The sequence below is a fragment of the Paenibacillus sp. GYB006 genome (assembly GCF_036577645.1).
Classification (GTDB): Bacteria; Bacillota; Bacilli; order Paenibacillales; family Paenibacillaceae; genus Paenibacillus.
The window spans coordinates 129,873-143,838 of sequence record NZ_JARBDA010000006.1 but is presented as its reverse complement, the minus strand read 5'-3'; the positions used below and the strand labels follow the sequence as shown (position 1 = coordinate 143,838).

At 44.4% G+C, this 13,966-nt stretch carries 13 protein-coding genes; 9 read left to right on the top strand and 4 right to left on the bottom strand.

Annotated elements, in window-relative coordinates:
- Nucleotides 1–9: 9 nt before the first annotated feature.
- Nucleotides 10–156 (bottom strand): sporulation protein YjcZ, encoded by a 147-nt coding sequence (locus PV403_RS15625; protein ID WP_191802052.1) that lies wholly within the window; start codon nt 154–156, stop codon nt 10–12.
- A 201-nt stretch (nt 157–357) separates the two neighbouring features.
- Entirely contained in the window at nt 358–1,656 is a 1,299-nt protein-coding gene (locus tag PV403_RS15620; protein WP_213534006.1) for an aminotransferase class I/II-fold pyridoxal phosphate-dependent enzyme, read from the bottom strand.
- A 353-nt stretch (nt 1,657–2,009) separates the two neighbouring features.
- On the opposite strand from PV403_RS15620, the gene PV403_RS15615 reads away from it, so the two are divergent.
- Nucleotides 2,010–2,795 (top strand): helix-turn-helix domain-containing protein, encoded by a 786-nt coding sequence (locus PV403_RS15615; protein ID WP_213534004.1) that lies wholly within the window; start codon nt 2,010–2,012, stop codon nt 2,793–2,795.
- Between the two features lie 287 nt (nt 2,796–3,082).
- On the opposite strand, the gene asd is transcribed toward PV403_RS15615, so the two are convergent.
- Nucleotides 3,083–3,904 (bottom strand): archaetidylserine decarboxylase, encoded by an 822-nt coding sequence (gene asd, locus PV403_RS15610; protein ID WP_213534002.1) that lies wholly within the window; start codon nt 3,902–3,904, stop codon nt 3,083–3,085.
- Nucleotides 3,905–4,048: 144 nt separating this feature from the next.
- Nucleotides 4,049–5,131: a YheC/YheD family endospore coat-associated protein gene (locus tag PV403_RS15605; RefSeq protein ID WP_332085227.1), complete on the bottom strand. Its 1,083-nt coding sequence runs from the start codon at nt 5,129–5,131 to the stop codon at nt 4,049–4,051.
- A 352-nt stretch (nt 5,132–5,483) separates the two neighbouring features.
- Here PV403_RS15605 and PV403_RS15600 point away from each other — a divergent pair, with 352 nt between their 5' ends.
- The 8 genes from PV403_RS15600 (at nt 5,484) to PV403_RS15565 (ending at nt 13,956) form a co-directional block, all read left to right on the top strand.
- A complete protein-coding gene (locus tag PV403_RS15600) occupies nt 5,484–6,473 on the top strand; it encodes a glycosyltransferase family 2 protein (protein WP_332085226.1) in 990 nt (329 codons plus the stop codon).
- Between the two features lie 19 nt (nt 6,474–6,492).
- On the top strand, nt 6,493–7,575 hold the full coding sequence (locus PV403_RS15595) for a glycosyltransferase family 2 protein (RefSeq protein ID WP_213533998.1): 1,083 nt from the start codon (nt 6,493–6,495) through the stop codon (nt 7,573–7,575).
- Nucleotides 7,572–8,345, top strand: coding sequence for a glycosyltransferase family 2 protein (locus PV403_RS15590; protein WP_213533996.1), 774 nt, complete (start codon nt 7,572–7,574; stop codon nt 8,343–8,345). Before PV403_RS15595 ends, PV403_RS15590 begins: the two co-directional genes overlap by 4 nt.
- Before the next feature lie 2 nt (nt 8,346–8,347).
- Entirely contained in the window at nt 8,348–9,079 is a 732-nt protein-coding gene (locus tag PV403_RS15585; RefSeq protein WP_213533994.1) for a sugar phosphate nucleotidyltransferase, read from the top strand.
- Nucleotides 9,080–9,092: 13 nt separating this feature from the next.
- Nucleotides 9,093–10,130 carry a GT-D fold domain-containing protein gene (locus tag PV403_RS15580; RefSeq protein WP_213533992.1) on the top strand — a complete coding sequence of 346 codons (1,038 nt, stop codon included), beginning with the start codon at nt 9,093–9,095 and terminating at the stop codon, nt 10,128–10,130.
- Between the two features lie 16 nt (nt 10,131–10,146).
- Nucleotides 10,147–11,559 carry a glycosyltransferase family 2 protein gene (locus PV403_RS15575; protein ID WP_213533991.1) on the top strand — a complete coding sequence of 471 codons (1,413 nt, stop codon included), beginning with the start codon at nt 10,147–10,149 and terminating at the stop codon, nt 11,557–11,559.
- A 135-nt stretch (nt 11,560–11,694) separates the two neighbouring features.
- On the top strand, nt 11,695–12,306 hold the full coding sequence (locus PV403_RS15570; protein ID WP_213533989.1) for a DedA family protein: 612 nt from the start codon (nt 11,695–11,697) through the stop codon (nt 12,304–12,306).
- A gap of 123 nt (nt 12,307–12,429) precedes the next feature.
- Entirely contained in the window at nt 12,430–13,956 is a 1,527-nt protein-coding gene (locus PV403_RS15565; RefSeq protein WP_332085225.1) for a helix-turn-helix domain-containing protein, read from the top strand.
- Nucleotides 13,957–13,966 lie beyond the last annotated feature (10 nt).

The following is a 13,966-nucleotide window of genomic DNA, read 5'->3' as shown; positions in this document are numbered from 1 at the left end:
GGTCTGTGATTAGTAGCTGTAGCTCATGAACGATTTAGCGATAATCACGAGCAAGATAAAGAGTACGAGGATTGCACCAATGCTTTTGCCATCACCGTGACCTCCGCCGTAACCTCCACCGTATCCATATCCGCTTCTTTCTTCAGATCCAGACATTGTACATTCCCCTTTCAAATCGGTTTGTCGTGCGCCTCTTAACGAAGCGTACAACGTATTGTATGACAGGTGTACCTTGAGGGTTTGGGCTTACGCCTTAATGTGTGAAAAAAAAGGGAACTCCGTGCTGAAGAGCAACGGAGTTCCCTTTTATGATTGTTTAGAGCGTAGTCTGGAATCTGGAACAGGAAGTGTGGAATTCTACTCCTGAATTAAATCTTGAACAGCCTGATAAATGAGATCAAACAGATCCTCTAGCTGCTCTTCTTCAAGGGAAGAAAATGCAATTCTAAGATCGTGTTCGCCAATGGCAATCGTGCCGATTCCGTACTCATTCAGCAGATGAGTTCGCAGTTCTTCAGCAGATACTTTTGTAAGCTTGAGACACATAAAATAACCGGAGTTAAACGGGTAGTAATCCCAAGCACCGCTGTATTTTCCACTATCGAGCAGAGCTTTTACTTTATTAGCTCTTGCTTTCATGATGAGAAACTTCTCTTGTTTTTGTTCAGAGAATTCTGGCGAATTCAGTGCATCGAGTACAAAAGTCTGGGATGGGTGTGGACCGCTTGAAATCGTTGCCCGAATAATACCCAGCGTTTTTTGCTCCAGTGCAGATAATACATCAGCACTTTCATGACCATAGGTAATGAAGCCAACACGGAACCCCCATACGAATTCTTCCTTCGTTGCGCCGTCCACTTTTACAGGCAGAATACGCGGGTGAATGTTAGTCAGACTTCCGAACAGGGATTCATGCAGTGAGTCTTCAAAGAAGAGACCGAAATAAGCATCATCGGTTACGACAACCACGTTAATGCCTGCGTCTGCGGCTTCCTTCACGGCAGCCACAATTTCTTTGCCTTCCTCAGCCCCTGGAGTATACCCTGTTGGGTTATTCGGGAAATTAAGTACAACAATCGCTTTTCCTTGATCTTTTTGAGCGAGAAGAGCTTCTTTGAGTCCTGCGCTGTTAAACTGATTGTTCTCATTAAACAGCGGATAGTTAATGAGTCTAGCCTGTCTGCGAACTCCAAAAGTCAGTTCGTAGTTCTCCCAGTTTTTATCTGGATATATAACAGCATCTCCCTCGTCTACGAATAGGTCAGCAACAATGCTGAGACCATGGGTGAGTGCATTCGTAGCGACGGGATTACCAAATGATTTTCCTTGTAAAGAGGGGGTCTCTTCGAGCATTTTCTTACGCCATGCTTCCCGGAGAGCCGGTTTGCCTGCAGGAGGTGCATAAGGATACAAATCCTGTGGTTTATAGGCAGATAATTTTTCTTGAATGACTTGAAGGTGCATCGGTTTACCGTGTTCAGTGGCGATTCCGATTGTAGCATTATATTTCTTGGCACGGCTAGAAGCTTCTGCTGATTGACTCAAAATACCTTCCTTCGGATAATAAAGTTCTTTGCCAAGCTTCGAGAGCATGTCGTACACATGATTACTGCTCGCTTGAATGCTTTCGTTCAGCTGTAAAGCTAGTGGATTCATTTTATTCATCCTTCCAAGTCTTTGAATTGCATCCGTTCTGACCTTCTAAGGTGTTAATATAAGACGCAGCCCGGATAGTCACCATTTACTGCCTCATATTATAGCATCAACACCTAGTGCCGTCACGGAAAAAAGGCTTTAGGGGCGAGCTCCGGCTGCATGAACGCGTTACTTTTATGTTAGATCTGTATGGAAGGGGCAAAATTCACTATAAGTTCGGTTCTCTACATCCTTATTCGTTCCTCGACTAAGAACCTTCACAGATCGCTGCAGCCGTCTGTTTTTTTTCAAGACGTTTCACGCTATAATAGAAAAAGTACATAGGAACCACTTTTATAAGGAGGAAGGACGACATGTTACAGGCGTCACCGTCGTCTTTTGTGATTTTGCCCGCCGTCGCCAAGATTGTCTGTGAGCCAGGCTGGAAATGGCAGAAGCGCGAAAAACCGATGCAAAACTATGATTTATTTTATGTGTGGAGCGGAGAAGGTACCGTTATCCTGAATGATGAACCTTTTTCTGCCCAAAAAGGAAGCTGTTTTTTATTTCGACCTGGTGACCATACGAGTGCGACTCATAATCCACAAAAACCGTTTGTCCTGACATATATTCATTTTGATGTGGAAGGTTTGGTAGAGGAAGTTCCTGATCCTTATCGCAAACTGAGAGAAACGGTTGACTTTGAACACATGCTGGCTAGGTATGTGCGTTTGTTCTTGTCTAATTCGTATGGCAGAGAGGAAGAAATCAAACTGATCCTTAAACAGCTGATGATTCATCTGCTTCGGGTTGACAAAGAGGAGCCTGAGGAAAGGAAAGTAAGTAATCAGCTTGCACAAGCGATCCAGGAGATTGCAAATTACGTAAGGCAGCATCCGGGAATTAACCATCGTGTGGAGGATTTGGCTGCACGTGCAGGGTTATCTCCGCGTTATTTTTCAATTAAATTTAAAGAACTGGTCGGTTATTCGGTACAGTCTTATATTATAAAGATGAGAATTGAACGTGCCGAGCATCTGTTGGTTCATGCAGGTATGAATGTTACTGAAGTTGCCGATGCGCTGGGATATCGAGATATTTTCTTTTTTAGCAGGCAATTTAAACAGTACACAGGAAAGAGTCCATCCGAAATTCGGTGAGACAAGACCGTTTCAAACTCTTTTGTGCAGGGTATTTACTTGAAATAGTAGATTGAAGATGCTTGTACAGTGAGGAGGGTGTAATCGTGAACGGCATACGGAGAATTCGTAATCGTTGCTGCTCGGGTAAAGGGTGGAATTTATTCCGCACGCGTATGCGTCGTAAACCGGCAGAAGACATATGGTTCTAACGTTAATGATAATTAAATCTCAGTCCATATTATGATGATTGGCCATAGATAAAAAGCAGCGAGCTTGTCAGGATATCCTGAAAGCGGCTGCTTTTTTTAGGTATGTGGTTGAGTGGAAACGGAACGTGATTTTTTAGGCTTTAACAAGCCAAGAGGCTGCCCCATTTTCACATTTTGTCCTAGAGAAAGATCATGGTTCGGTTCAAAAGTTCCTTCTTCACAGAGGAGAACCACTGTAGAACCAAATTCAAAATAAGCAAGCTCATCTCCGCGTTCCCAAGCGGTTGCTGTATTGTCTGTATATTGAATGCTGCTTACATTCATGGCCCCGACTTTGACCACCGCGATCTCACCAAATTCGTGTTTGATATATGTAATCCGTCTTTCATTTCGGCTGAGCACCGATCTCATATGACGAAGACCAAAATCATTCACAGGATATACTTTACCGCGTATATGTTCACTTTCTACCAATTTTCCAGATACGGGAGAGTGGATTCGATGATAATCTTTGGGACTGAGATACAGGACAAAAGCCCAGCCATTCTTATACTTTTCAAGATGAGGCGAATGGTTGAGAAGGTCTGATAATGTGTAATCATGGCCTTTTACATTTAGGAGTGTTCCTCCCGTAATAGGACTCATCGCTGTAATCTTACCGTCCACAGGACTCAGGAGCATATTTGGTTCTTCGTAAATCATTCTTGCACCGGTCTGTAATCTCCTCGTAAAAAAGGCATTCAGTGAGGGATATTCTTTGGGTGAAAGTTCTGCTTCATGTGCAGGGATCTCATATGTTTTAATAAACCATGGAATCAGCAGTCGGCTTGCGCTGCTTTTCGAAAAAGTGCCGGTAATCCGGGAGATCCATTTACGTGAAGAAAGCTCTGTCATCAGACGAAGCAATGGTTTCGACATGCATATCCCCCTTATAAAACGTACCTTATAGACCGGGTTTCTACAGCCCGGCCACTCTGCATTATATTGACACAGAACGCAGGCGAAATCAATACAGCTTTTTTCGTATTCAAATGATCTGCATAGAGAGATTCAGAGGATGCCTTAGCCCTGATCCAACAAAAATCTTGCATACGCTATAGGTCTTTTATAACTTTCCAGCCATTCCTTATCCATTCCTGCTTTACGAAAACCGTAGCGCTGGTCTCTGCCATTACATTCGATGAAATAGATTTCTCCCTGTGAAGTAAGCGCCATATCAAATCCTAGATCAGCTAGACCAGGTAACGTACGGGAAAGATGCCGAGCGGCTGTTACAGCCAGGTGATGGATCTGTTGGACAACAGCAGGTAATGAGTACGAGGGAAGAACGAAGGGATGAATTACGTCATAAGGCAATGCCATTCCGCCTTGAGCCACATTGGTCACAAAATGATCCGGCGGAGCAACCTTCGCATACATCCCCGTGACATGCCAGCAGCCCGTGCTTCCTCGCTGCACAGAGACACGAAGATCAATAGGACGCCCTACATAGGTGGCTAGGGGAATCCGTTCTTGCACTAGATAATTCTTTTCCCGAATACGAGCGTATAGTTCAGGAGGCAATTTTCCTTTTTTGATCGGATAATGAACCTGCTTTTTATCTCGAGCCGATGAGATATAAATCTTCCCATTTCCATGTTCGTGAATGATACGCATGATTCCTTTTCCTATACTGCTGCTTACCGGTTTAAGTATCAAATCACGGTGTCTTTCGAGCATTCGCTGAATCGCCCCGATGGATGCAAGTTCTGTTTCCGGCAGATGAGTGGATAGTTCCGTGTTGTTCATGAGCAATCGGTAAATCTCATCTTTACCATAACGGTTTCGCACATTAAAAATAGTAATGCCGCGCTGAATGAGACCAGCAATTAAGTAATGACTGATTTTAGAGAAATGCATGGCCCGATTGTGAATTACTTTAGGGATTTCGATATGATGAATTTGGTAACGTTGATTTTTACGAATGTAAGCTTTGCATTTTCCCGCAAGTAGGTCCACATCTTCTAATCTTAGATAACAGACAGTCAGACCATAGCTAGCAGCAGCAAGCTCATAACAAGCAAGACATTCCTGTCTAGTTCTACCTGCAGGGATGCCCCGAAGTATACTCGAATCCAGTAAAATTCCTACACGGTTCATCACCATACCCCTTCCTCTTTATTTCCTGTCCTAGTTGTTATTCTTCTTATTCTATGAAAAAAGAGAACAGCCCGGGTAGGGCAACAGCTGAACTCGCAGAAATGATACAAGCCTGATTCGGGAGTCTGGGAGTTAACCCGCAGAGAGGCGGGGGAAGAGAGGAGATATGACTAACAGTGTCAGCCGCCCAAAGGGTAGCATAGAATGCTAAGATTACAGCCCTATGTTGATCTGTTCACCCCAGAAGGTTATTCAGAAAAGGAAGGGCAACTGCCGTTTCCAAAAATGACAATGGTCATAAGATGTACGTGATAACTCCATCTATATGCTGGAGGCCTGCAAGGGAGGTATACAGCGCATGGGAGATTTGAGCGAAAGACAGCAGAAGAGAAAAAACGGATCAGGAAAAAATTCAGAACCTAAACGCCCGGGAATGATTAGAAAAAAAACAAAGAAAGGTTCCATGACACCTCATCGAACCCATCAAATAAAAAGATCTGGCAGTAAGAACAAGAAACGCAGAAGCAAGAGAGCTAGACCCATCTGGGCGACGGTATCCCAACTAGAGCAGGATCAATTCATGGCACTGACCCGGAGTATTCCTTCTGATGAACCGGTAGTTTCGGTTATTATTCCTGCGATGAATGAAGAATCTACGATTGCAGAAGCAGTCCTCGAGGGCCGCCGAATACATCCATCCAGTGAAGTAATCGTGGTGGCTAACGGCTCTACAGATGAGACAGCCGTACGAGCGGAGACAGCGGGAGCCCAAGTGTTATGTTATCATGATCCGCTCGGTCATGATGTCGGGAGACGTGTGGGAGCAGAAGCAGCAAAGGGACGTGTGCTTTTGTTTATAGATGGGGATATGGTCATACCGGCTCATCAGCTTCGGCCGTTTGTTCAGGCAGTTCTGTCCGGTGTTGATATTGCACTTAACGACTATAAAGGTCCGATACAGCGCACACCGGTTCATCCGGTCGTCGAAGCCAAGTATGTGTTAAATATTATGCTTGGAAGGTCCGACCTTGGGGGTGCTTCACTGACGGCAGTTCCTCATGCGATTAGCCGTAAGGCATATGAAACGATTGGATCAAGTGTCCTTGGCTCTCCGCCGCTTGCACAGGCAATAGGAATAGTAAGAGATCTGAATGTTCAGGCGGTTCATCCTATTCCCGTGGGTCAGCTGAATCCATCTCGGCGCAAAGGCGGAGCAGATCTACTCACAGAGGTTATTCTCAGAGATCATCAGGAAGCGGTACATTGGCTGACCGAGAACTATGGTCCAAGAGCAGGTTACACCGATCTATATCGAGATCGGCAGTTAGTTCGAAGTGAAGTGAAGTGAATGAGACGAGGTGAGGAGAATGAGAAACTCCACTGCAAAGAAAACGATAAAGCCGCGAAAGCGGAAAAATAAAAGCGTGAAGCGAATCCATGTTTCTCGCACCTCATCTGTCCCTAAGACCCTTCGGATACTAGGAGTAAAGGCAGGTCTCGCTGCTTCGAAGAAACTGCGTCGCCAGTCCTCAAAATCCATACAAAATGTGCATGCGGAATTTACGTCATGGTATTTTCAATCCGTAACGAAACCCCTGCCATATGGTCAAGTTAGACAGATTGCAGAAGCCTATCAGCATGCTTTTTATCTCAAAAAGAAAAGTACTAACCTGCCTATATTGCTGCCACTTGCGCATTCAGCTGCAGCCGTTGTATCCGCATCAGATGAAGAAAAAACGCTGGGTGCTGTTTTAAATGAACTAAGCAGACTGCCTTTGCAAGAGATCATCGTAGTACTCAATGGATGCAGCGACAATAGTTATGCTTTGGCGAGAGAATACCCCCTCGTGACAATTATCTATGAGCCGGAGCGGGTCGGTCATGATGTCGGGCGGGCGATCGGTGCTCAAATGACGACCGCAGATACGGTATTGTTCACAGATGGTGATATGGTCATCAAAGCAGAACAATTGGCTCCTTTTCTATATGCTGTAGATACAGGGGTAGATATGGCTCTAAATGATCTTCGTTCCTACTTACCGTCTTTTGCAAATCAGGATGCGGTAACACGTCTGAAAAGTTATCTGAATTCGGTACTGAACAGGCGAGATCTGGGTGCAAGTTCCCTTATCTCTGTTCCGCACGCCCTGTCAAAAAAATGTATACAAACGATAGGATACTCTAGCTTGGTTGTTCCGCCGCTTGCTCAAACGACAGCAATCCAAAAAGGGTGCACTGTACAGGTGGCTGCATCTGTTGATGTCATTACAAAAAATCGCCGCAGAATAGGGAATGTGGGGAAAGGGAATTCGGTGGAACAAATGATTATTGGAGATCATGCAGAGGCTCTGTCATCGCTGCTAAGCACTTTACATGCGGAAGCTGAGGCAATAACCGAAGCCTCTCTCTTAAGCAGAGTAGAGGTAGCGCGCTGGAGGAATGCCAAATGAACCATTACCCTCTAACGAGTATAGTGATCCCCTCATTTAATGGGAGAGGTTGGCTAAAGCAATGTATCGATTCCATCCGTCAGTACACGGATGAACCTTATGAAATTATAGTCGTGGATGATGGTTCTACGGATGATACATTTGGCTATTGTGCTTCGGAGAAGGTTCGTTTCATTTCTTTACCGAAGAATGGAGGATTTCCTGCCGCCTGTAATGCAGGGTTAAGGTTGGCAAGAGGGGAATCGCTGCTGCTGCTTAACAACGATGTAACGGTTACGAAAGACTGGCTTACCTTGCTCTTGCAAGGACTTTATAGTGACCCTTCTATTGGAATTGTAGGTCCGGTCACCAATTATGCGAGTGGGATTCAGCAGATTCCGGTGGAGTTTCACTCGGTGGAACAGTTTCAACAAATAGTGACTGAACATAATAGGCCGGACCCTCAGAAATGGTTAGAAGTAAACCGGATTGTAGGCCTCTGTTTTTTGTTCAAACGTGAGGTTCTTGAGACAATCGGCTATCTTGATGAACGATTCAGCCCAGGTCATTATGAAGATGATGATTATTGTTATCGTGCTCGGCTTGCGGGATATCGTCTCCTCGTTTTGGGTAATATTCTGGTCCATCATGAGGGAAGTGCAAGTTTTAATAAAGAAAAAAAGGATAAATTACAGCAAATTCTTAACCGCAATCGGATGTTATATATGGAGAAGTGGAAGGTCGATCCACTGCAATTTATTGATAAGTCACATGATGCGAAGGAGGGATAGACTTGAAAGGAGTAATCCTTGCAGGAGGAACAGGAACACGTCTTCGTCCGCTTACCCTGTATTTAAATAAACACCTGTTGCCAGTCGGGAAGTATCCTATGATTGTGTACGGAATTAAATCTTTGCGTAAAGCGGGAATAAAGGATATTTTTATGGTCATAAGTAAGCAGTCTTCAGGTCTATACACCGACTTTCTAGGCAGCGGAGCAGCTTTTGGCGTGAGCATTACCTACCGAATCCAAGAACAGGCGGGTGGAATCGCTGAAGCGCTAGATCTAGCCAAAGGATTTATTTTGCCAGAGGAGAAATTCGTCGTACTGCTGGGGGATAACCTGTTCGCAGATGATCTAAGTCCCTATGTTGCGTCTTATGCAAAACAGCCACAAGGAACGGCCCGGGTGCTGCTGAAAGAAGTGGATGATCCGAGAAGGTACGGCGTCCCTGTATTTGACACAGCTAACAAAAACCTTATTTCTCATATTGAAGAAAAACCGGATCAACCTAAGTCTGATTATAGTGTAACTGGGTTCTACATGTTCGATGCTTCCGTATTTCAGCTCATCAGCGGACTTGCTCCCTCGGCAAGGGGAGAACTTGAAATTACGGACGTGAACAATGTTTATGCCGCAGCAGGAGGATTAGAGTATGATATTGTTCCTGGATTTTGGAGTGATGCAGGGACTTTTGAATCTTTACAAGAGGCCGCCGAAAAAATGAAAGACCTGCTGCCATAGGAGAGTGGTCCAAATGAGTCGCAAGCAAGTCTCCAAACATAAGAAAGGGAGTCGTTCCAATAAAAACTTGTTCAAATTAAGGGCCAAAGCGAGAGGAAGAGGTAACTTTCGCGGCTCTAGATCAACCTCTGCAGGGTCAAAGCGCCGTCGTAAGGCTTCTAAGCAACCGGCTGACAAGCAGTTAACAAATAAAAGAAAGCAGGCTGTGAAAGCTGAATCAAAAAATCAACCTTCTCTTCATTCCTTATATAGAGAAGCAATTTATTCAGGTGGAGAGGCCCTCGTAGAGAAATGGATGCCTGACGGGATGCTGCTGCCTGATGTCACTTGTGAAGATATAATCCAGGCAGGACTTGAGTATTATCGATCTCATATGTTGCAACTTGCAGGCATCTCGGAGGTTAGAGATCTCTTGTGGACTGCAATCGTTGAGAAAAGGCCGTTATCGCTGGTAAGGATTGGTGATGGGGAGCTGCTAAGTCTTGCTTATGATACAGTGATGTCTCCAGCAGAAGTCGATGAGTTAGGGGCATTCCTACCTTATGCTGGAGTGCCTGTACCTGATGCTTCTGTACAGATGTCTTTAATCGAAGCGATTAAATCTGCTGATTATATCGGGGTGCCTGTATCACGTAAGCCAGCTTTTCAGATGCTGATGTTTCGTATATTCAAGCATTACCAGCTGCCTATCAGAGAGATGAGACTCACGACTTCTACTATAAACTACAGCCTGTATCACACAGGGTATTTGATACCGCTTCTGTACGGAAGGCGCATACTGCTGATCGGGAACAAAGCTGTAAGTACAGCGCAGGTCCTGCGGGAAAAAGGAATCAATGTGACCGGTACAATCTATCCGGTCTCTGATTTTTCTGACATCGACCAGGTTCTTGCTTCCTGTTTGGAATACGAATATGATATTGCACTTGTAGCAGCGGGTGTCCCAGCTGTCGTCATCTGTCAGCGGATTGCTTCAACGTACCGAAAGGTTGCTATTGATATAGGTCATGTTGCGGATGAAATGATAAAGAATGAAGCAGCACCTGGCTGATAAAAGGGGAATCCGTATGAAAAAAAGTTTCAGCAATAAAGGGATCATCTCTAGAAAAAGGAAGCAAAAACAAGGAGGAGCAGTCACACAGCGATCCAACCCTGCTTATCAAGATGGATACCTGCTGGGCTATGAAGAGGGCCTAAAAGCAGGGACAGTATCATATGGGAACTACATGGATGGGACCAGCATTGTTATTCCTACATTTAATCAGCTTGCTTATCTTAAAGAATGCATTAACAGTATAAAGGCAAACACCGACGTGCCGTACGAGATCATTGTCGTGGACAATGCATCAAGTGATGGCACAGCAGCTTATTTAAGGAATCAAAAATTAGGGATACGCTATACAATTCTTGAAGAAAACCGCGGGTTTTCAGGGGGAATTAATCACGGGCTGATGATGGCACGAGGCAACTATATCGTCATGCTGAACAATGATACAGTAGTAACAAAAGGGTGGTTAACTCATATGCTCCATTGTCTACAGAGTGATGAGCAGATCGCAGCCGTGGGTCCCGTCACGAATTACATTGGAGGAGACCAGCAGATTGAAGTATCTTATCAACGGATCCAGGACATGTGGGCATTTGCGGAAAGATACAGTGTCCCCGATCCTTCTCAGTGGCGGATAACAGACAGGCTTGTGGGATTCTGTCTATTGTTTCGGCGTGAGCTTATCTCAGAAGTTGGATATTTGGACGAAGGATATCGCATCGGAAACTATGAAGATGAAGATTGGAACATTCGTATTCGCTTACTAGACCGCAAATTAGCTGTGGCAGGAGACAGTTTTATTCACCATTATGGCAGTGTGAGTATGAAAAGACTTGCGGATCAGTTCCAGCAGACGAATGATCATAATGCGAAGTTCTATGCAGCCAAGTGGGGAAATCCCCATGAACTTGTTCTGAGAACAAAAGAAATACGAAGAACAAAAAACGCTCCTGAATTAAATAAATACGCCTACCATCTATATCCAAACTATCGATGGATTCAGAGTACAGCAGGAAGTCTACACTGGTTAGCTGATGGACAGAAACATCGCGTTAGCTTTGTTGGAGAAGAGGCGGACTATCATCAGCTTCAGAAGAAAGCGGTCACTTTATCAAGACCGGAGCTTCGCCAAATTCCTACAGGGATGGACATTACGGCAAGCACTGAACAAGAAATTACTGAAATAATAAGGGGGCAAAACTACACTTTTGGCTTACCCGAGGGAAGTATCATTACGGAGGATTCCCTGAACGGAAATTCGGAATGGTTTCAACTGTGTCGTGGGAAGCGAAGACCGTTTGTTACCAGGTATGCTGCGGAGTACTGGTTGAACGATACGGATACCGTTCATATTCTTAGCAGTCAAGTCATTCAAACCTTACCGCTGGGGCTTCCCCTGATTGCACCTTCTGTGATGAAACATCCGCTATAAACCATGCGCAAGAACCTTCTGCTTTTCTCTATGATTCTTTTGAAAGGCAGAAGGGTAAACTTGATTAAAGTTCTACATTTGGATTACTATTTCTAGAAGAGAAAATACATTTATTTCTGTACATAAGGAGACTTCATGAATCTGATTGATGTAGTAGAAAGATTGTTCGATCAATACGGGTACTATGTATTACTTATCGGATTGCCTTTAGATTTTATTGCTTTGCCCATTCCTCCGGGAAATAGTACGTTAACATATACGGGATATTTAGTATACCTAGGTCTGCTGCACTGGCTTCCTGCTTATTTATTTGCCCTGGCAGGTGCCATTCTAGGTGTAACGATTACATATAGTATTGGTTATCGGTTTGGAACTCCGCTTGTATATCGGTTTGGAAAATGGCTGTCTATTCATCCGGAGTTCCTAGAGAAGACAAGGAAACGATATGATAAATATGGGGACAAGCTGTTGCTATACGTCTTTTTTGTTCCCGGCGTGAGACAATTTATCGGCTATTTCATCGGCATTATCCGTCTCCCTTACCGTACAGTAGCAACGTACGCCTACGCAGGCACAGCCATCTGGGTCACTGTATTTTTCTCTATTGGTTACGTGTTTGGTGAACAGTGGAAGCAAGTATTTCAGATCGTTGAACGTTCGCTGACCCGGACGCTTATTTTGCTTGGAGTCATATTTGTACTGTATCAGCTCATCCGCTGGGTCATCCGTCGCTCACGTAAGCGATAATCATAGTCTGGGCAATTCATGCGAAAATGTGATATATTACAATAAATATTGTTATTTTAACAAGTATTTACATTCGCTTTCGAACACCGTGAAAGCTTCATTCAAATGAAGGAGGAAGCAAGTATGATGAATGTTTTATTGGTGGATGATGAGCCATGGGTGCTGGAGGGCTTGCGAACCATGGTGAATTGGGACAAATATGGATTTCAAATCTGCGGAGAGGTCGAAAACGGACATGCTGCCTGGTCCTTAATCGAGGATCTTCAGCCGGATCTGGTGCTTACAGATATTCATATGCCTTCTCTGAGTGGTCTCGAACTGATTGACCGTTCTATGCAGGAACTGGCTAAGCCGCCTAGATTCGTCATATTAAGCGGTTATGATAGCTTTGAATATGCGAAAACAGCGCTTGAACAGCGTGTCGAGGATTATTTGCTTAAACCCATTGATGAAGTTGAGATAGAAAATGTTCTGGAACAGATCAGCCGTAAAATTCAGGAAGAGCAGGCTTTCGAGGATGTACATCAACGCGAGCATGCTTTATATGTAAATAGCTTGTTCAATCGACTGCTCCAGGGCGAAGACTGCAGCATACTAAAAACGGAAGTAGAAGCGATACTGCAAATGAAAGGCCATGAGAATATCGCCTGTCTCTTAATTGAGACGGAGACTTATAAGGAAGACATAAAATCGCAGGTTCGCAGCCTAACGTGTGCTTATCGCGCCGAGCTCTTTACGGATGCAGAAGGAAGAGTAGGAGTATTCTCTGCGATGGCAGAACCATCCCAGGAGCGGATGGAGGTACTTGGAAAAGAACTCTATGAGCTGTACTCCAGTCATACGCAAATGACTATGGCACTTGGACATCATCCAGGCGGAGCAGGGGCTACGAAGCAGGCATACGAAAAAGCATTATTTGCACTTAAATGGAAGCGCTATCAAAGAGAAAATGGCATTATTCATTATGAGGATCTACCACAGAATGAGGGTATGACGAGTGTGAATCAGAAAGCGTTGACGATTCTGATGGAAACGATTTTGTCGGGTGAACAGGAAAAATTGGAAGGAGCAGTGCACGATCTGCTTGCTAACTCTGATTCTCTGATGCCGGTATCGGATATTGATTATGCCAGGGTTCAATTACTTGCACTCGAGATGGGTGTTCGTAAGCAGTTGAAGGAGCTGGATGGAGATGTGGATCAGTTTATGCAAGACATGCAAAATACGCTGGGTCTTACTACCGGAATCAGCTCCTATTCTGCGATTCAAGAATATGCGCTAAGGCTAACTCAGAATGCGATGAAGATGCTGATGGAGCTGCGGAAAGTAAAAGAGGACAGCACGATTTTTCAGGTGGTGCAGTACGTTAATCAGGAGTTTCGAGAAAAATTGCAACTACAGGAACTTGCACAAAAGTTCCATATGAATGCTAACTATTTAGGGCAAGCATTCAAACAGCAGACCGGCAAATCTTTTCGAGAATATTTAAATGACAAACGAATGGAGGAAGCAAAACGATTGTTGCGCCAGAGTCGTTTCAATATTGCTGAGGTTTCATTGAATTCAGGGTATCCCAATGTCGACTATTTTGTAAGTCAGTTCAAACGAATGACCGGGATGGCACCTTCTGCATATCGAAAACAACGATGATGACGACTTG

Coding starts and splice junctions, on each gene's coding strand:
- PV403_RS15605 (WP_332085227.1), bottom strand. CDS start 5,131: ATGGTGATGAACCGTGTAGGAATTTTACTGGATTCGAGTATACTTCGG.
- PV403_RS15615 (WP_213534004.1), top strand. CDS start 2,010: ATGTTACAGGCGTCACCGTCGTCTTTTGTGATTTTGCCCGCCGTCGCC.
- PV403_RS15595 (WP_213533998.1), top strand. CDS start 6,493: ATGAGAAACTCCACTGCAAAGAAAACGATAAAGCCGCGAAAGCGGAAA.
- PV403_RS15570 (WP_213533989.1), top strand. CDS start 11,695: ATGAATCTGATTGATGTAGTAGAAAGATTGTTCGATCAATACGGGTAC.
- PV403_RS15565 (WP_332085225.1), top strand. CDS start 12,430: ATGATGAATGTTTTATTGGTGGATGATGAGCCATGGGTGCTGGAGGGC.
- PV403_RS15575 (WP_213533991.1), top strand. CDS start 10,147: ATGAAAAAAAGTTTCAGCAATAAAGGGATCATCTCTAGAAAAAGGAAG.
- PV403_RS15580 (WP_213533992.1), top strand. CDS start 9,093: ATGAGTCGCAAGCAAGTCTCCAAACATAAGAAAGGGAGTCGTTCCAAT.
- PV403_RS15625 (WP_191802052.1), bottom strand. CDS start 156: ATGTCTGGATCTGAAGAAAGAAGCGGATATGGATACGGTGGAGGTTAC.
- PV403_RS15620 (WP_213534006.1), bottom strand. CDS start 1,656: ATGAATCCACTAGCTTTACAGCTGAACGAAAGCATTCAAGCGAGCAGT.
- asd (WP_213534002.1), bottom strand. CDS start 3,904: ATGTCGAAACCATTGCTTCGTCTGATGACAGAGCTTTCTTCACGTAAA.
- PV403_RS15600 (WP_332085226.1), top strand. CDS start 5,484: ATGGGAGATTTGAGCGAAAGACAGCAGAAGAGAAAAAACGGATCAGGA.
- PV403_RS15590 (WP_213533996.1), top strand. CDS start 7,572: ATGAACCATTACCCTCTAACGAGTATAGTGATCCCCTCATTTAATGGG.